This window comes from Natronoarchaeum mannanilyticum (assembly GCF_039522665.1).
Classification (GTDB): domain Archaea; phylum Halobacteriota; class Halobacteria; order Halobacteriales; family Natronoarchaeaceae; genus Natronoarchaeum; species Natronoarchaeum mannanilyticum.
Window position 1 is genome coordinate 628,604 of sequence record NZ_BAAADV010000007.1, and the last position, 17,558, is coordinate 646,161.

Consider the following 17,558-nt stretch of genomic DNA (forward strand, 5'->3'; position numbering starts at 1 on the left):
ACGTAATAAATCGGCAGGAAAAACGGAGTGACGGTTCGCCGGGCTGGAAATAGCGCTACCGCAGGTCGTACTCGTACTCCGAGAGCACGACCGCGTCACTGCCGTCGGAGGAGGTCCAGATCAGCGCCACGGTGCCCGTATCACCGGACAGCCGAGACTCGTCGATCGTCGCCTCGTCGCCCGCCCGGACCGACTCCTCGCCGAACAGGCTCGAATCGTCGAGTCGCGTGCCGACGTAGTCCGATTCGAGGTCCCCGACGACGCGGACCTGCCCGGGCTGGACAGTGTCGCCGGCGACGTGCTGCAGGGTCACGCCGTCGGAACCGTTCTGCAACTCCCACTGCACCTGGGGCGCCTGTGACGCCTGCGTTTCGCCCGATACCGACGAGCTCGCCGAGGTACTACCGACGTCGAGGACGAACGCCCCGACGACCGCGGCGCCGACGACCGCCGTGCCGAGAAGTAGTGTCACGCCGAGCATCGATGCGACCGCTCTGTCGTCCGCCGAAAGTGCGTCGAATTGCATGTGTGATCTCGGTCGGGCCCCGACCGCGACCGCGGGGACGCTCACCGATTAGTTGCGAGCTTCTCGTGTTCGAATATGTATCTTACTGTCGAACTAACACGAACGGGCCGACCGCTTCCGGCGTGCCGGCGGCGTCACGTGATCCGCGAGAGCACGGTTCGGGCCTCGCCGACGTCGAGCAGCCCGCTGGCGATCGACAGCGCCACCCAGATCGCGACGCCGAGCCCGATCGCGGCGATCAGCGACGCCATCGAGGAGACCCGGGGCATCACGAGCGCGACGCCGACGGCCATGCCGCCTGAGACCGCCACCACCTGCGCCGCGGTTCGGAGGAGTCGCCCCCAGCGCAGCGGGAGTTCGGTGTGCATGACGTAGACGTTGCCCGCGACGTAGAAGCCGAAGGTGAGCACGGTCGCCATCGCGGCGCCGGCGGCGCCGTACGGCGGGATCAACAGGAGGTTGAGGACGACGTTGCCCGCCGCGGTCACCCCCTTGGCGATCGCGCGATCGCGCGCCCGCCCGAGGTAGTCGAGTCCCTGGGTCGTCACCAGGTTGATCGCCTGGAACACGACGTAGAGGCTCAACACCTGCACGACGAGCGTCGCGGCCGCGTAATCCCGCCCGAACACCAGCACGATGCCGGGGTCGGCGACGAGCAGCAGGCCGGTCGCCGCCGGCACGTACAGCAGGAGGACGTACCGGAGACTGGCCTCGTACATGCGCGCCGCGCGCTCGAGTTCGCCGTTCGCTTTCTCCTCGCCGTAGGCCGGCGAGACTGTGAAGCCGATCGAGCGCGCGGGGACGTCCAGAAACGCCGACACCTGCTTGCCGACCGTGTAGAACCCCGCCGCCGCCGGGCCGGCCAGCGCGCCGACGAGGATCGTGTCGACGCGCTTGTCGATCGTGTTGGCGCTCCGCGTCGCCGTCAGCGGAATGCTGTACTCCAGGATGCGCCGCCGAAGCCCCTCCTCGCGCTCGGCGTCGGGCTCGTAGTTCACGTAGAGCTGCGTGTACAGGAGCGCGGCGCCGACGATCACCGCCAGCGCCGCGGCGACGACGTACCCCAGCAGCGCGCCGACGCCGCCCAGCCCGAGCAGCACGAACCCGACGGCGAAGACGACCCGCGCGACGCTGTTGGTGATCCCGACGGCGGCCGACAGCGTCACCCGCGAGAACCCCTGGAACAGCACGCTGAAAAAGGACTGGAACGAGAGGACGGCGAGGTACAGCGCCCCGACGAGCAGGTACGGGCGCAGGTCAGGTTGGCCGATCACGTCGGCGATCAGTCCGCCGCCTAGCGCCAGTACTACGGCGACCAGCACGACGAGCGCGATCCGGAACCCGAACCCGATCCGGAGGACGTGGTGGAGCTGGCCGCCGCCGTCTTCCTTGTACTCGTTGACGTAGCGAGCGGTCGAGCGGCCGAGTCCGAGGTCGCTGAAGAGCCGCGCGACGCCGACGATCGAGATCGTCAGGTACAGCAGGCCGTACTCGCCGGGCGAGAGCAAGAAGCGGGCGAGGACGACCAGCAGCGCGGCGTTGGCGACCATCTTGACGCCGCGGGACAGAAACGTCGCCGAGAGCCCGCGCGAGAACCGGTCGATCAGCGACACCGCACCACCACCGGCGCCGCTCCGCGGGGCGACCTGAGTCCTGTCACGGGCGGGGCTACGGGCAAACCGAACTTGGTTATGCCCGGCTTTCGCGGCGAGAGCGGCGGTAACCCGCGGCTGAAAGGGCGGTCAGAGTCGGTCTCGTGGAAGCAAACGACAGCCGCGACGCGACGTCGAGACGCCGAGCCGAAAACCGGATGGCTGGCGGCCGCCGGTCAGCCCAGCAGGACGGCCAGCAAAACGAGCGTCGCGACCAGCGTCACGAGCAGGATGCTCGTGCCGAAGCCGGCTCGGAGCGGGTGGGCGTACTCGTCGTTCACCGAGTCACCCAGCGGCGTCGCCGCGACGGCCGACTCGGGGTCGGCGGCCGTGTCGGTGACGAACCCGACGAATCGGACGGCCGCGCGGTCGACCGCGGCGTACAGCTCGGTGACGCCGACGACGAGCCCGCGGGTGCCGTAGAACGCGATCGGGTTGTAGATCGCGTCGACGTCGGGCACCCGGCCGACCTTCTTGAGCGGGCCCTTGAGGATCACGAAGCCGACGACGGCGATGATCGCGAGCACCGCCACTTCGAGGACGTGGCTCACCGTGTAGGCCGTGTAGTGGCCGGCGGCGTAGTCGCCCGCGGGCAGGATCTCGTACAGCGCCGGCGGCGCGACGCCGAACAGCACGCACAGCCCCGCGACAGACAGCATCGCGACGCTCTGACCGCGGTTGGCGTCGAGCACGTCGCCGTCGTAGCTGCCGTGGAAGAACGCGTGGTAACCCAGCTTGATGAACGAGAGGAACGTGCCGACGCCCCCGATCATCAGCAGGTAGAACAGCGGCTTGTGTCCGTGGTTGGCGGCGTAGGTGATCATCCCCTTCGAGACGTAGCCGTTGAACAGCGGGAAGCCCGAAATCGACAGCGCCGCGACGACGAAGGCCCCGGCGGTGAGCGGCATATCGCTTGCCAGCCCGCCGATCTTCTTCAGGCTCTCCTCGCCGGTGCGGTAGATCACGACGCCGACCGTCATGAACAGCAGGCTCTTGTAGAGGATGTGGTTGAACACGTGGCCGAACGCGCCGGCGGTGGCGAGCTGCGTGCCGATGCCGACGCCGGCGACCATGTAGCCGACCTGCGACTGGATGTGATAGGACAGCAGCCGGCGCATGTCCGACTGGAGCAGGGCCATCGTGGCGCCGAAGACGGCCATCGCGCCGCCCATGTAGGCGATCCACATGTGACCCTCGGGGAACGCCCGGTACATCGCGTACACGCCGGTCTTGGTCGTGTACACGCAGAGGAACACGGAAGCGGCGATGTGGGGCCGCGGGTACGTGTCGGGCAGCCAGGCGTGCAGCCCGACGAACCCGACGTTGACGCCGATGCCGACCGCCGCCAGCACGGCCGGAATCCCGGCGGAGATCCCCTCGCCGGTGAAGAGGAACGTGCCCGCCTCGGCGTAGTGCCAGACGAGCGCGGCCAGCACGAGGCTGCCGCCGATCCCGTGCAGGACGGCGTAGCGGAAGCCCGCGCGGACCGCGCGGCCGCCGTAGTGCCAGACCAGCAGCGTCGAGGTGACGGCCATCAATTCCCAGAAGAACACCAGCGTCAGCCAGTCGCCCGCGAACACGGCCGCGAGGCTCGTGCCGACGTACGACAGCGCGTAGGCGGTCTGGGTGGTGTCGGCGTCGCTCGCGTACGAGTAGATCACGGCCACGAGCCCGATGAACCCGAAGATCAGGCCCATGATCCGGGAGAACGGATCGACGTTGTACAGCACTGCCTGGAATCCCGACTCCGCCGAGCCGAACAGCGTCACCTGCAGGTGCGCGCCGGCGGGGGCGAGCCACGACAGCGCGAGTGCGCCCGCCGTCGCGAGCGCGCCGAGCGCGTGGCCGGCCTTCCGGGGCAGCACTGCGACCAGCAGCGCGGCCACGATCACGACCGCGCCCGGGGGAACGAGCTCCAGCATCAGAAGCTCACCCCCGCGACGATCTCCTCGATCAGGTGCAGGAACACGGCCTGATAGGGCACGACGCCGAGTACGATGGCGCCGGCCGCGACCGCCAGGATCGGCCCCAGCATCAGCCAGGTGCCCTCCTTACCGGTCCAGCCGACGGCTTCCCAGTCGCCGGTCGTTCCGCCGTGGCCGTGCTCGTCGTGGACGACGTCGTGGTGATCGGTATCGGCATGTGAGTCATCTTCCGCATCCGCCTCCGCGTCCGCGGCCGCTTCGGCTTCGGCGGCCTCCTCGCGGCGCCGCTCTTGCTCTTCGGCCGAAAGGTGATCGCTCGGGTTGCGATCGACCGCGTACGTTCCGGTCGAGGAGCCCCCCGAGTCGTCGGACGCGCTCGCCGAGTCGTCGGATCGGTCGTCGGCGCCGTTCCCGACGCCATCCGTCGCGACCGCGGGGCCGCCGGTGGTTCCGGCCGCGGCGGCGCCGAAGCGGCCGCCGATCGGCCCCTCCAGCAGCGGCTTCGAGTCGGCATCGCCGGGCGACTCGAAGAACGCGCCGTAGACGATCGGCCAGAAGTACGCGATGTTGAGGATGCCCGAGACCAGCAACGCGACCGCGAAGATCGTCTGCTCGACCTCGACGGCGCCGATCAGTAGGAACCACTTGCTGACGAAGCCGGCGACCAGCGGGATGCCGGCCATCCCCGCCGCGGCGACCGCGAACGCCGCCATCGTCAGGGGCATCCGCTCGCCGATCCCGTCCATCTCGCTGATGTAGTCGGTGTGGGTTTCGACGTGGATGAAGCCCGCACAGAAGAACAGCGTGAGCTTCATGAACGCGTGGGCGGGGATGTGGAGCAGCCCGCCCTTCACTGCGGTCGGGCCCAGCAGCGCCAGCCCGAGCACGATGTAGGATAGCTGACTCACCGTGGAGTAGGCGAGCCGGCGCTTGAGGTGGTCCTGCCGGAGCGCGATGATGCTCGACACGAGGATCGTAAACGCGGCGACGGCCGCGAGGTAGATCCCCACCCCGAGGTCGGCGACCACTGCCGGGCTGTACACCTCCAGCACCAGCCGCGCGATGCCGAAGACGCCGCTTTTCACGACCGCGACGGCGTGGAGCAGCCCCGACACCGGCGTCGGCGCGACCATCGCGTCGGGCAGCCAGGAGTGCAGCGGCATCAGGCCGGCCTTGACGCCGAACCCGGCCGCCAGCAGCGCGAACGCCGCCTTCGCGAGCGTCGGGTCGGCGTTCCCGAGCGCCTGGGCCGTCGCGCCGAAGTCGGTCGTCCCGGCGAGCACGAACACCAGCACGGTGCCAGCGAGCACGAGCACGCCGCCGCCGAAGAACGTGTAGGTCAGGTACTTCCGGCCGGCGGCGCGGGCCTCGCCGTCCTCGTCGTGGGCGACCAGCGGGTAGGTCGCGACCGACAGCAGCTCGTAGAACAGGAAGATCGTCACCAGGTTCGCGGCGAAGGCGATCCCCACCGCGGCCGAGAGGCTGGCGGCGAACGACGCGAAGAAGCGCGTCTGGGCGTGCTCGTCGAGCCCGCGCATGTACCCCACGGCGTAGAACGAGGTGAAGATCCACAGCAGGCTCGCCAGCAGGGCAAAGAGGACGCCCAGCGCGTCGGCTTCGAGTGCGAGCGTGAGAGAGCTGTCGGTGCCGGGGATCCGCGCGAACTCCAGGGCGGGCGCGCGGTAGCTCTCGCCGCCCAGCACGCCGGGCACCATGCTCGCGACGATGCCGAACTTCGCGACGGCGGCCGCGACCGACCAGCTGTCCCGAATATTGGGGTGACGATACGACGCGACGATCAGCACGATCGCGACGGCCGAGACGAGCACGGCCGCCAGCGGTCGCAGGGATTGTTCGACCATCTATCGGACCACCTCCGTCACGAACGGATTCAGCGCATCCGCGAACTCGACGCCCGCGAACCCGAGTGCGACCGCAAGCAACGCGGCGCCGACGAGCGCGACTTTGAGGCCGAGCGACGCGCCCGGCGCGTCGGCGACGTCCTGTTCGACCGCGTCGACGCCGGCGTCGCTACTCTCGGCGCCCGAATCAGCACCGCCGTCGGTCGCAGCGTCGGTACCACCATCAGTTGCGGCGTCGGCGCCGTCAGCATCGGCATCACCACCGTCAGCAGCGACCCCGGCAGCGGCGTCGACGCCCGCCGCGGGCGCCGCGGTCCGGGGCGTGAAGTACAGCCGCTCTAAGAATCGCGCGGCGTAGGCCAGCGTCAGCACGGTGCTGAGTAGGATCACCGCGGCGACCGGCCAGATCCCGGCCTCGACTGCGCCCAGCGCGATGTAGAACTTCCCGAGGAAGCCGATCGTCGGCGGGACGCCGACGAGCGAGAGCGCCAGCACGGCCATCGCACCCGACTGGAACGGTGCCTCGTGGCCGAGCCCCGAGAGTTCCTCGAGCGTCCGCGCGCCGGCCGTCCGCGCGAGGCCGGCGGCGGCGACGAACAGCCCGCCCTTGATGACGCCGTGCCCGATCAGGTGGACGACGGCGCCGACGATCGCCAGCCGAGCGGCGGACTCGGACGCCGCGGGGTGAACCGCGATCCCGACCGCGGCGACGACCAGGCCGAACTGCGATACCGACGAGTAGGCGAACACGCGCTTGACCCGAGTCTGGGTCACCGCCAGCGCGCTGCCCGCGACGACGCTCACCGAGGCCAGCGTCACGACCGCCCACGCGGCGGCGGGCACGGCCTCGAAAAAGGCCGGCGTGAACACGTCGAACGCGATGCGGGCGAACGCGTACGCGCCCGCGGTCGAGACCAGCGCCGAGATGTACGCCGTCACGGCGTCGGGCGCCGCGGCGTAGGCGTCGGGCTGCCAGGCGTGCAGCGGGTAGATCGCGGCCTTCACGAACAGGCCCACGGTGATGAACGCGAACCCGGCGACGACGAGCGTGTTCGTGTACAGCGGCCCGCCGACGAACGCCGGTTCGCCGGCCAGCGCGGCCGCGAGGTCGGCCATGTTCAGCGTGCCCGTCGCCATGAACAGGTAGCCGACGCCCAGCAGGTACAGCGAGGCGCCGGTCGTCCCGACGATCAGGTACTTCAGCGCGGCGACCGCGGCGTCGGGGCGCCGGTCGGACGCGACCAGCGCGTACGTCGCCAGCCCGACGATCTCCAGGAAGACGAACAGGTTGAACACGTCGCCGGTGAGCACGACGCCCATCAGCCCGCCGTTCAGCAGGAGGAAGGCGGCGAAGAAGGCGTTCCCTCGCGGCCCGGTCGAGCGCGCCATCGCGAGCACGCCCAGCGAGACGACGACGATCAGCAGCACGACGATCGCCGAGAGCTGATCGGCCACCAGTTCGATGCCGACGGCGAACTCCTCGGGGCGGCCGTAGTCGCCCAGTTCGTGGATGACTCTGCCCTGTCCGTAGTAGACGGTGTTCGCGAGCCACGCCGCGATTCCGCCCTCGGCGAGCAGCGTCGCGACTGCGATCGCCCAGCCGGTTCGCTCGCGGACGACGCCCGCCGCGAGCGCGACGGCCGCCGCGATCAGCGGCAGCACGATCAGACCGACCGGCGCCAGCGAGACGTCACTCATCGGCGCGCACCTCCCGGAGGACGTCCTCGCGGAGCGTGCCGTACTCCGAGTAGATCCGGACGATCAGCGCGAGCGCGACCGCCGTCAGCGCGACGCCGACGACGATCGCGGTCAGCACCAGCACCTGCGGCAGCGGGCTGACGTAGGGGCCGCCGCCCTCGCCGTGGATCACGGCCGTCTGGCCCCCCTCGACGTAGGCGCTGGCGATGAAAAACAGGAACAGGCCGGTCTGGAACAGGTTCAGCCCGATCACCTTCTTGACGAGGTTCGGGCTCGACACCACCATGTACAGGCCCGTCCCGACGAGCAGGGCGAACAGCACGTACGCGTACCGCGTCGCGAGTAGATCGATCAGTGTCATCGTGAATCATCTCCGTCGGGTCGCTCGGCTCTCCCATCGGCTCGCGATCCTGCGGATCGCCCGCTTCCGTCGCCCGCAAGTCGGCCTTCGCCGCTGAAGCCCGCCGCGATGACGAAGAACAGGCCGACGACGACGCCGGCGACGATCGGCATGATGCCGACGATCTCGACGCCCTCCAGGGCGTACTTCTTCCCGTGGTAGATCCCCAGGGCCGACTCGTACAGCCCGTGTTCGAGGAACCGGCCGCCGATCGCGACCGGGATCAGCCCGATCAGCGCGAACGCGAGCACGCCGCCGCTGGCGAGGCCGACGACGGCGCGGTTCGACAGCCAGTCGCGGGTCGGCTCGATGCCGAACGCGAACGCGATCATCAGGATCGTCGCGCCGATGATGGCGCCGCCCTGGAAGCCGCCGCCGGGCGAGCCGCCGCCGTGGAACGTCAGGAACAGCCCGTACGTGAACGCGAAGGGGGCGATCACGCGCACGGTCGTCATGATCACCTGGCTCTCGACGTACGGTTGGTTCTCGCCGACGGGCTCGTACTCGTCGTTACTCACCGGTGAACACCTCCGTTCGGAGTACCAGCAGGGAGGCGATACCGGCGGCGAACACCACGACCGCCTCGCCGAACGTGTCGAACCCCCGGTAGCCCGCGAGCACGGCCGTCACGGCGTTCTCGACGCCGGTGTCCTCGTAGGCCGATTCGATGTAGTACTGGGTCACCTCGGGGTTCGACCAGATCGGCGCCGACTCGCTGCCGACCGCGGGGAACGCCGGCACGGTCGCCAGGATCGCGAGCGTGAACGCGCCCACGACGAGCAGGCCCGTCGGGTGAGGCCGCTCGAACGTGACGTCGGTCGGCGGCCGGACGGTCTTGGCGATCGTCAACAGCAGCAGCAGCGTCGTCACGCCGGCGCCGATCGCCGCCTCGGTCATCGCGACGTCCGGCGCGAGCAGGAACGCGTAGAAGATCGCCATTCCGAGGCTGTAGGCCGCGAACACGATGATCGCGGCGAGCACGTCCCGGAATATCGCCGTCAGCACGGCGGTCGCGAGCACGAACGCGAACAGCGCGAGCTCGAACGCGGGGATCACGCCGGCTCACCTCCCTCCTCGTCGACGCCGTCGGCCGCGGGGTCGGCCGAGCCTGTATCCCCGTTGCGGTCCGGCGCGAGGTCCCGCGCCGTACGGTCGTCGTCGGACGTCCACGGCTCGATGCCGTCCTCGTCGGCCGCCCGGGCGATCGCGTGGGCGGCGGTCGGGTTCGTCAGGAAGATGAACAGCAGGAGTAGCACCGTCTTCGCGGTGGTCGCCTGCACGCCCAGCGAGAGCGCGACGGCAGCCAGCGCGAAGCCGGCGCCGAGCGTGTCGGCCTGCGAGGCGGTGTGAGCCCGCGAGTAGATGTCGGGCAGTCGGATGACGCCGACGGCCGAGACGAGGGTGAAGAACAGCGATCCCGCTAGCAGGACGCCGATGGCGACCAGCCGAGCGGTCTCGACGGCGCTCATATGATCCCACCCCGCTCGACGGTGAACTTCGAGATCGCCACCGACATCAGGAAGTTCAACAGCGCGTAGATCAGCGCGATATCGAGGAACGACGACTCTCCGAGGCCGACCGCCAAGAGTGCGAGAATTACGACGGTGTTCGTGCCGAGCACGTTCACCGCCAGCACACGGTCCTGCATCGTCGGGCCGTCGACGGCCCGGTACAGCATCGCGACGGCCAGCGCGACGAACAGCGCGGCGGTCCCGAGGAACAGGTCGGTCGCCAGATCGCCGGTGCCGACGCTCACGCCGACTCACCTCCGGCGCTCTCGTCGGCGTCGGACGCTCTCTCGTCCTCCTCATCGTCCGATGTCTGGAGCACCTCGGCGTCGCCGCGCTCGCGCGGACTATCGATCCGCATCGCGCGGCGACCGTAGAAGACGAAGCGGACCCACCGCTCCAGGCTGCCGTCGAACAGCCCCTCCCGGGAGACGGGCAGCAGCGAGTGGACGTACAGGTCCTGCCCGCGCTCGCGGACGGTGAGCGTCCCCGGCGTGAGCGTGATGCTGTTTGCCAGCGTGGCGACCGGCAGCGCGCCCCAGACCGCGGCGTGGATCCGCGTCATCCGCGGGTCGATCTCCGCTCGGGGGTTCAGGATCACCGTCGCGACCTGCAGGTTCGCGACCAGGATCTCCCAGAGCAACACCGGCGCGAACACGCACCAGCGCGCCAGCCGAGCCAGCGAGGCGCCGACCTGCGGCGGGCGCGCGAACGTCACCTGCGAGAGCACGATCGCCGCGATCAGCGCCGTCGCGACGCCGGTGACGAGGTCGAACAGGCCGGCGAAGCCGCCGATCACCTGGTAGAAGACGAAGGAGATCACGAACGTCCCGATAAAGCGGCTGGCGCTGGCGGGCGCGACGAACCGCGCCGAACGCCGCGGGTGTTCGACGGGCGCCTCCTCGACGCCGAAGCGGTCGTCTCGACTCAGCTCCGTCTTGAGCGGTTCGAGCAGCGGCTGTCCGGCGCCGGGGTCGTACTCGGGATCGAGCACGATCCGGTCGACGCCGGTCGAGACGGCGCGAGCGCCGATCACGCGAGCGACGTCGGAGGGGCTAAAGAGGTACTCGTCGGCGCCGAGCACGACGGTCTCGACGGTCAGCTCGTCGGTGTGCTCGGCGGCGTCCTCCTCGGCCCAGATCTCGGTCCGTTCGAGGAGCTCCTCGCCGGCCGTCTCCAGCTCCGAGCCCGGCAGGCGCGTGCTGTCGGCCGAGATCACGTAGCCGAACGTGACCCGAGCGTCGCCGTCGGACGCCTCGAGCGCCGACTCGATGGCGTACTCGACGGTGCGGCGGAGCGTCGCCGACTCCGCGACGGGCACCAGTATGTGGGTCACGGGGGATCGCCCTCCGTCCGGGGGTCTGTCGGGCGTCGAATGCGCCTCGGCGGCCCGGAAAACGGCCCGTTCGCGGCCGGATTCGCGTCGCCGCGTCCGGGGTTAGTTGCAACACTCATGGCTCTGTCTGTTGTCCGAACCAAGCGGTAGCCCGAGGAAAACAATTTCGTTCTCGTCCCGTCGCTGCCGGTCGATCACGGCAAAGTTAGCGGCGAAACCGCCCGAACGACCGGTCAGTCGAGATGCCCGACGAGCCGATCCGCGACCGCGCCGCCGAGCGCGGATTTCGAGCCCTCGAACGCCTCGGCGTCGTCGGCGTCGACGAACAGCGTCCGCGTCTCGTCGGCGCCCATCACGCTCGCGTCGTTCGCGACGACGAACGCGAGGTCGACCCGGTCGAGCGTCTCGCGGGCGGCGCCGGTCATCGCGGCGTCGGCATCGGCACGAGCGTCCTCGTGGTCGCCGGCCGCGCCCGCGGTCTCGGTCTTGAAGCCGACGATCGGCAGGTCGGGGCGAGCCTCGCGGACGGCGTCGATCACCTTCGGCGTCCCTTCGAGTTCGAGGGTCAACTCCCGACCCGATCGGATCTTTTGCTCGCGGGGCTCGACGGTGTAGTCGCCAATCGCCGCCGTCGAGATGAAGGCGTCCGCTTCAGCCGCGGCGTCGACCGCGGCGTCCCGGAGTTCGGCCGCGCTCTCGACGAGGCGGTAGTCGGCGTAGCCGAGCGACCCGTCGGGCCCGAGCGCCGGCTCGTCGGGCTCGTTCGAGGGAGCGTGGGGGCCGACGACGCCGTGGAGCAGTGTCACGTCGGCGCCCCGGACGTAGCAGGCCTTCGCGACGGCTCGACCGGTCTTGCCCGACGAGCGGTTCGTCAGGACGCGCACGGGATCGATCGCCTCCGCGGTGGCGCCGGCGGTGACGACGACGCGCTCGCCGTCGAGCGGTCGGTCGCCGGCCGCGCGTGCGGTGTCGAGGCAGATGCGCTCCTCGCTGGCGATCTTGGCCTTCCCCTCCTCGATCCGCGGGTCGACGAACTCGACGCCCCACGATTCGACGCGCTCGATCGCCTCCAGCACGCCCGGGTGGTCGTACATCGGCTCGTGCATCGCGGGGGCGATCACGACCGGCACGTCGGCGCCCAGCGCGGTTGTCGCGCAGGTCGTGACGGGCGTGTCGTCGACCGCACCGGCGATCTTGCCGACCGTGTTGGCCGTCGCGGGCGCGATCAGAAACACGTCGGCCCAGCCCTCTCGTCCGCAGAGATCGACGTGCTCGACGGCGCCGGTGAGCTCGGTGACGACGTCGCGGTCGGTCGCGAACTCGACCGCCCACGGGTGGACGATCCCCTGCGCGCCGCCGGTCATCACCGCCCGCACGTCGGCGCCGCGGCGGCGGAGCTCGTGGGCCAGTTCGACGGTCTTGACGGCCGCGATGGAGCCACAGACCCCGAGCGCGACGTTGACTCCCTCCAGCATTCGCCCGCACCTTCTCGCGGGGCCGACAAAACGTTGTCGCGGCGACCGGCGTCGGCGCTGCGCGGTCGAACGCACCGACGTCCGCCTAAAACGGCCTCAGAACCGGTCCGACAGCACCAGATCGAACGCCTCCTCGTCGTCGAGCTCCTGCAACGACTCGCCGAGTTCCGCCTGCAGGTGCTCGAAACGGGCCGTCAGCTCCGCGAACTCCTCGCTGCGCTGGAGCACGGAGTGGGACTTCTCGGCCTCCAGCGCGGCGCGCTTCGAGGCGACCGCGAAAAACTCCTGGAGCGCGTTGTCGTAGGTGGCTCGCTTGAGCAGGTGATCGACCGTCGAGAGCAGCTGCTCACCGGTGACCGGCTTGAACAGGTAGTCGTCGAACGCCATCTCGATGATGTCGAAGTCCGGCTCGACCGCGGTGACCATCGCGACCTGACAGGTGAGCCCGCGGTCGCGGATCCGCTCCAAGACCTCGTCGCCGGTGAGGTCCGGCATTCGGCGGTCGAGCAGCACCACCTCGACGTCGTCGTCGAGACTCTCCAGTGCTTCCTCGCCGCTGTAGGCCACCCGAACCGTGTGCTGCTGGCGGAGCTGCTCGGCGTACACGCGAGCGACCCGCGGGTCGTCGTCCACGACGAGGACGATGCCGCGCTGTTCGTCCATCTACTATCAACTGGTTGTCGGAGCAGCTAATACTTTTGGGGAGGTACACCGCAACCAGTTTATCGTTCATCTGCATCCACGCGCGGGTGCATCGTCGGCGTCTCGTCGGTCGGTTCCGCGATCCGCTCGGCCAGCCGTTCGCGCGCCGAGCGCTCGCGCTCCCGGCGCTCGGCGTCGTCGATCTCCTCGCAACCCGGCGGCACCTCGCGCCCGCGGCCGGTGAAGTACCCATCGGGCGCGACCCAGTCGTGGTAGAACGCGGCGTCGGATTCCTCGATCGCGGTCAACGCGACGGCCGCGCCGTGGCCCGCGGCGACGATCGCCTGGTGGGGGCGACCGGCGATCCGCCCCGCGGCGTACAGTCCCGGCACGCGCGTCCGGCCGTGCTCGTCGACGCCGACGTACGTCTTCGAGCCGCGGTCGATCAGTTCGACGTCGACGCCGTCGAGGTAAGAGACGTCGCCCCACGACGCCGCGATCACGCGGATCGCCGCGAGTTCGTCGCCGTCGGCGAGTTCGACCGCGAAGTCGTCCTCGCGCGGGCGGACGTCGACGACGCGACCCTCGCGGAACTCGCAGCCCGCGTCGTCGGCCTGCTCGCGCACCATATCGAGATACAGGCGTGCGTCGATCCCGGCGGGAAACCCCGGGTAGTTCTCCAGGCTGGCGTTGCGTTCGAGGATCGATCCGTCAGCGGCGTCGGTTCCCGTCCGGCCGCTCGACGGGTCGACGATCAGCGCGTCGAGTCCGGCCCGCGCGGTGTAGATGCCGGCGGAGAGTCCGGCGACGCCGCCGCCGACGATGAGCACGTCTCGGGTCATCGGTTCGAGGTCCGCGCCGGGGGAGTATGAACGCGGCGGACGCCGGTGGGAGAGACAGGACCGCGGGACGCAGACACGTCGACAGCGCCCGCAAACCCGACCGAGCGCGTAACACTTACTGTCGCGCCCGCAAACGTCCGAGCGTGGACAGAGTCGAGGTGAGCACGGACGTCTACCTCCCGCCCGAGGAGATCTACGAGTTCCTGGAGGACTTCCCGGGGTACGCCGACTACTCGAAGTACCTCAAGGAGGTCCGCAGCGACGGGACGGGCGAGGAGGGGACGCGGTACGACCTGGAGTTCGCGTGGTGGAAGCTCAACTACACCGCTCGCTCGGAAGTGACCGATACCGACCCGCCCGAGCGGATCGACTGGCGGATCGTGAAGGACGTCGACGCCGGCGGCTACTGGCAGGTCGAGCCCCGACCCGAGGCCGCGCCGCCGGACCGCGAGACGGCCAGCCGAGTCCGGTTCGTCGTCGAGTTCGATCCCGACAGCGCGAACGCCGGGGCGCTGGACCTGCCGGCGCTCGTCTCGATCGGCTGGGTGATCGACAAGATTCGCCCGAAAGTGCTCGAGGAAGCCGAACGCGTGGTCGAGCGGATCGTCGCCGATCTGGAGGGCGAGCGCCGCGACGTCGAACTCCGGGTCCACGAGCAGCCCTCGTCGGTGTGATCGCGGCGGCGGCATTCCGAGACTGACTACGGAACGAAGCAGGACCCATCCGTCAGGATACCCGAAGGGCAATACACTTATTCTATCCGGATGAACGACCGGTAATCATGGTGGTCCCCGCGTGCGCGTGATCGTCATCGGCGCCGGCGAGGTCGGGCGGAGCATCGCCGCCAACCTCGCCGACTCCAACGAGGTCGTCGTGATCGAGCGCGACTCGGAGATCGTCGAGGAGCTCACCTACTCGCTCGACGTGCTCTCGATCGCGGGCGACGGGACTTCGCTGGAGATCCTCGAAGAAGCCGGCGTCGAGGACGCCGACATCGTCATCGCGAGCACGGACAACGACGAGACGAACCTGGTCGCCTGCGGGACGGCCAAAACCGTCTCCGACGCGTTCACGATCGCCCGCGTGAAGAAGACCAACCTGCTCGACACCTGGCGCCGCACCAAGGGCGCCTTCGGCGTCGACTTCATGGTCGGCAGCGACCTGCTGACCGCTCACGCGATCGTCCGGATCGCGGGACTGCCCGGCGCCCACGACGCCGACGTGTTCGCGGGCGGCGCGGTCCGGATGGCCGAGTTCGAGATCGCAGCGGAGAGTCCGATCGCCGGGGAGACGATCCGGGAAGCCGACCGCTTCGACTCGCTGACGTTCGCGGCGATCTTCCGCGAGGGCGAAGTGACGATCCCGCGGGGCGACACGCGAATCCGCGCGGAGGATCGCCTCGTCGTCATCGGGAGCCCCGAGAGCGTCCAGGAGTTCGCGACGGAACTGTACCCCGCGGAGGCCCGCGACGGCACCGACGAGGTCGTGATCGTCGGCGGCAGCGAGATCGGCTTCCAGACCGCGAAGCTGTTCGAGGACCACGGGCTGAAGCCCCGGCTCGTCGAACAGGACCACGATCGCGCCCGCGAGCTCGCCGAGGAGCTGCCGAAGACGACCGTGATGGAGAGCGACGCGACCGACGCCGAGTTCCTCTCGCGCGAGCACGTCGACGAGGCCGACCTGCTCGTCGCGACGCTTGAGAGCGACCAGAAGAACCTGCTCGTGTCGCTGCTGGCCGAGCGCCTCGGCGTCGATCGCAGCGTCGCCATCGTGGAGTCGCCCGACTACGTCGACCTGTTCGAGGCCGTCGGCGTCGACGTCGCGATCAACCCGCGCGAGGAGACCGCCGAGGAGATCACGCGGTTCACCCGCGAGGGCGAGGCCGAGAACGTCGCGATGCTGGAGAGCGACCTCGCGGAGGTCGTCGAGTTCGAAGTCGACGGCGACAGTCTGCTCGTCGGCCGCTCGATTCAAGAGGCCATGGCCGAGCTGCCCGAGTGCGTCGTCGTCGGCGCGATCACTCGGGACGGCGCGCACATCACGCCGCGCGGGGACACCCGCGTCGAGGCGGGCGACCACGTCGTCGTCTTTCTCGCCACCGAGGTTCTGGACGACGTGCTCGATAAAATATGAGGCTCCGCGTCGGCTGGCGTGCCAGCGTGAGCCTCAGCGGCACCGTTCTGAAGTACCTCTCGGTGGCGTTTCTCGTTCCGATCCTCGTCTCGCTGCTGTACGAGCGCGAGGACCTGCTGGTGTTCGTCGCGACGATGGCGGGCACGGCGCTCGCGGGCACGCTACTCGAACGCGTCGGCTCGCCCGAGGACCTGGGTGACAGGGAGGCGTTCCTGATGGTCGGGTTGACGTGGTTGCTCGTCGCGTTCGTCGGCGCCGTCCCCTACGTGCTCGCCGGCACCGGGACGATCGCTCACCCGGTCAACGCGCTGTTCGAGAGCATGAGCGGGTTCACGACGACCGGATCGACCGTCATGCGGGACATCTCTGTCGAGGCCCACTCCCGTGAGCTCATGATGTGGCGCCAGCTCACCCAGTGGCTCGGCGGGATGGGGATCGTCGTCCTCGCGGTGGCGATCCTCTCGGAGCTGTCGGTCGGCGGCGCCCAGCTGATGGAGGCCGAGGCGCCCGGCCCCGGCGTCGAGAAGCTCACGCCCAGAATCGCGGAGACGGCCCGCGCGCTCTGGCTCGCGTACGTCGGCTTCTCGATCGCCGAGGTGCTCCTGCTGTCCCTGCTCGGCGCAACGGAACTCGCTCCGAACATGACCGCCTACGGCGCGCTCGCCCACACGTTCACCACGATGCCGACCGGCGGGTTCTCGCCGCAGGCGCGCAGCATCGAGGCGTTCTCGTGGGCCGTCCAGTGGGCGATCATCCCCTTCATGGTCGTCGCCGGGACGAATTTCGTGCTGTTCTGGCAGCTGCTCAACGGCGACTGGCGGGAGGCGGTCGCCGACAGCGAGTTCCGATTCTACGCGGGCGTCCTGGCGTCGCTGACCGCGATCGTCAGCGTCCTGCTGTTCGTCGACGGCGCGCTCGTCGACGCCGAGAACGTCGGGCGGGTCGCGGGCGCGATCGAACCGTCGGTGCGCCACGCCGCGTTCCAGGTCGTCTCGATCGTGACGACGACGGGCTACGCCAGCATGAACTTCGACATCTGGAGCCCGCCGGCCCAGTACGCGCTGGTGTTCGCGATGTTCCTCGGCGGGTCGGCGGGATCGACCGGCGGCGCCATCAAGATGATCCGGTGGCTGGTGATCCTCAAGTCGATCCGCCGGGAGCTTTTCACGACGGTCCATCCGTCGGCAGTCCGGCCGGTCCGGCTCGCGGGCGAGCCGCTCGACGAAACCGCGGTGCGAGGCATCTACACGTTCACGCTGCTGTACTTCGTGCTGTTTCTCGGCGGCGCCCTGCTGCTCGCGCTCGACGCCGCGCGCGTCGACGGGTTCGAGATCGAGGTGATCGGCCTGATCACGGCCTGCGCCGCGACGCTTGGCAACATCGGGCCGGGACTCGGCGTGGTCGGCCCGATGGGGAACTTCGTCGACTTCCCGTGGACCTCGAAGCTGCTGATGGTCGGCCTGATGTGGATCGGCCGGCTGGAGATCTTCCCGGTGCTCGTGTTGCTGACGCGGGCGTACTGGCGGTCGTGATCCCGGCGCTTGCAAGCCGCAAACGGC

The 17,558-nt window shown here is 69.5% G+C and carries 16 protein-coding genes and 1 pseudogene; 3 read left to right on the plus strand and 14 right to left on the minus strand.

Going from position 1 to position 17,558, the window contains the following annotated elements:
- Positions 1 to 55 precede the first annotated feature (55 nt).
- From ABDZ81_RS16325 to ABDZ81_RS16390, 14 genes and pseudogenes are all read right to left on the minus strand, one after another.
- Entirely contained in the window at positions 56 to 526 is a 471-nt protein-coding gene (locus tag ABDZ81_RS16325; protein WP_343775165.1) for a type IV pilin domain-containing protein, read from the minus strand.
- A 134-nt stretch (positions 527 to 660) separates the two neighbouring features.
- Entirely contained in the window at positions 661 to 2,139 is a 1,479-nt protein-coding gene (locus ABDZ81_RS16330) for a flippase (RefSeq protein WP_343775167.1), read from the minus strand.
- Between the two features lie 215 nt (positions 2,140 to 2,354).
- Positions 2,355 to 4,100, minus strand: coding sequence for a Na(+)/H(+) antiporter subunit D (locus tag ABDZ81_RS16335; protein ID WP_343775169.1), 1,746 nt, complete (start codon positions 4,098 to 4,100; stop codon positions 2,355 to 2,357).
- Complete coding sequence (locus ABDZ81_RS16340) at positions 4,100 to 5,965, minus strand: proton-conducting transporter transmembrane domain-containing protein (protein ID WP_343775171.1); 1,866 nt, start codon at positions 5,963 to 5,965, stop codon at positions 4,100 to 4,102. Before ABDZ81_RS16340 ends, ABDZ81_RS16335 begins: the two co-directional genes overlap by 1 nt.
- Complete coding sequence (locus ABDZ81_RS16345) at positions 5,966 to 7,663, minus strand: proton-conducting transporter transmembrane domain-containing protein (RefSeq protein WP_343775172.1); 1,698 nt, start codon at positions 7,661 to 7,663, stop codon at positions 5,966 to 5,968.
- Positions 7,656 to 8,018, minus strand: coding sequence for a cation:proton antiporter subunit C (locus ABDZ81_RS16350; protein ID WP_343775321.1), 363 nt, complete (start codon positions 8,016 to 8,018; stop codon positions 7,656 to 7,658). The genes ABDZ81_RS16345 and ABDZ81_RS16350 overlap by 8 nt, the downstream gene beginning before the upstream one ends.
- 2 nt (positions 8,019 to 8,020) lie before the next feature.
- Positions 8,021 to 8,581 (minus strand): MnhB domain-containing protein, encoded by a 561-nt coding sequence (locus ABDZ81_RS16355; RefSeq protein WP_377074860.1) that lies wholly within the window; start codon positions 8,579 to 8,581, stop codon positions 8,021 to 8,023.
- Positions 8,574 to 9,116, minus strand: coding sequence for a DUF4040 domain-containing protein (locus ABDZ81_RS16360; RefSeq protein ID WP_343775324.1), 543 nt, complete (start codon positions 9,114 to 9,116; stop codon positions 8,574 to 8,576). Before ABDZ81_RS16360 ends, ABDZ81_RS16355 begins: the two co-directional genes overlap by 8 nt.
- A gap of 95 nt (positions 9,117 to 9,211) precedes the next feature.
- Positions 9,212 to 9,532, minus strand: a pseudogene (mnhG, locus tag ABDZ81_RS16365) (monovalent cation/H(+) antiporter subunit G); the annotation flags it as partial.
- Entirely contained in the window at positions 9,529 to 9,819 is a 291-nt protein-coding gene (locus ABDZ81_RS16370; protein ID WP_343775174.1) for a cation:proton antiporter, read from the minus strand. The pseudogene mnhG and the gene ABDZ81_RS16370, both read right to left, overlap by 4 nt.
- On the minus strand, positions 9,816 to 10,907 hold the full coding sequence (locus tag ABDZ81_RS16375; protein ID WP_343775175.1) for a monovalent cation/H+ antiporter subunit E: 1,092 nt from the start codon (positions 10,905 to 10,907) through the stop codon (positions 9,816 to 9,818). Before ABDZ81_RS16375 ends, ABDZ81_RS16370 begins: the two co-directional genes overlap by 4 nt.
- Before the next feature lie 233 nt (positions 10,908 to 11,140).
- Positions 11,141 to 12,382, minus strand: coding sequence for a bifunctional phosphopantothenoylcysteine decarboxylase/phosphopantothenate--cysteine ligase CoaBC (gene coaBC / locus ABDZ81_RS16380; protein ID WP_343775177.1), 1,242 nt, complete (start codon positions 12,380 to 12,382; stop codon positions 11,141 to 11,143).
- 96 nt (positions 12,383 to 12,478) lie between these two features.
- A complete protein-coding gene (locus ABDZ81_RS16385) occupies positions 12,479 to 13,045 on the minus strand; it encodes a HalX domain-containing protein (RefSeq protein WP_343775178.1) in 567 nt (188 codons plus the stop codon).
- 59 nt (positions 13,046 to 13,104) lie between these two features.
- A complete protein-coding gene (locus ABDZ81_RS16390) occupies positions 13,105 to 13,866 on the minus strand; it encodes an NAD(P)/FAD-dependent oxidoreductase (protein ID WP_343775180.1) in 762 nt (253 codons plus the stop codon).
- A 143-nt stretch (positions 13,867 to 14,009) separates the two neighbouring features.
- Between ABDZ81_RS16390 and ABDZ81_RS16395 the strand changes: the two genes are divergently transcribed.
- The 3 genes from ABDZ81_RS16395 (at position 14,010) to ABDZ81_RS16405 (ending at position 17,531) form a co-directional block, all read left to right on the plus strand.
- Positions 14,010 to 14,540 (plus strand): type II toxin-antitoxin system RatA family toxin, encoded by a 531-nt coding sequence (locus ABDZ81_RS16395; protein ID WP_343775182.1) that lies wholly within the window; start codon positions 14,010 to 14,012, stop codon positions 14,538 to 14,540.
- Positions 14,541 to 14,661: 121 nt separating this feature from the next.
- Positions 14,662 to 15,999: a Trk system potassium transporter TrkA gene (gene trkA / locus ABDZ81_RS16400; protein WP_343775183.1), complete on the plus strand. Its 1,338-nt coding sequence runs from the start codon at positions 14,662 to 14,664 to the stop codon at positions 15,997 to 15,999.
- Positions 15,996 to 17,531, plus strand: coding sequence for a TrkH family potassium uptake protein (locus ABDZ81_RS16405; RefSeq protein WP_343775184.1), 1,536 nt, complete (start codon positions 15,996 to 15,998; stop codon positions 17,529 to 17,531). Before trkA ends, ABDZ81_RS16405 begins: the two co-directional genes overlap by 4 nt.
- Positions 17,532 to 17,558 lie beyond the last annotated feature (27 nt).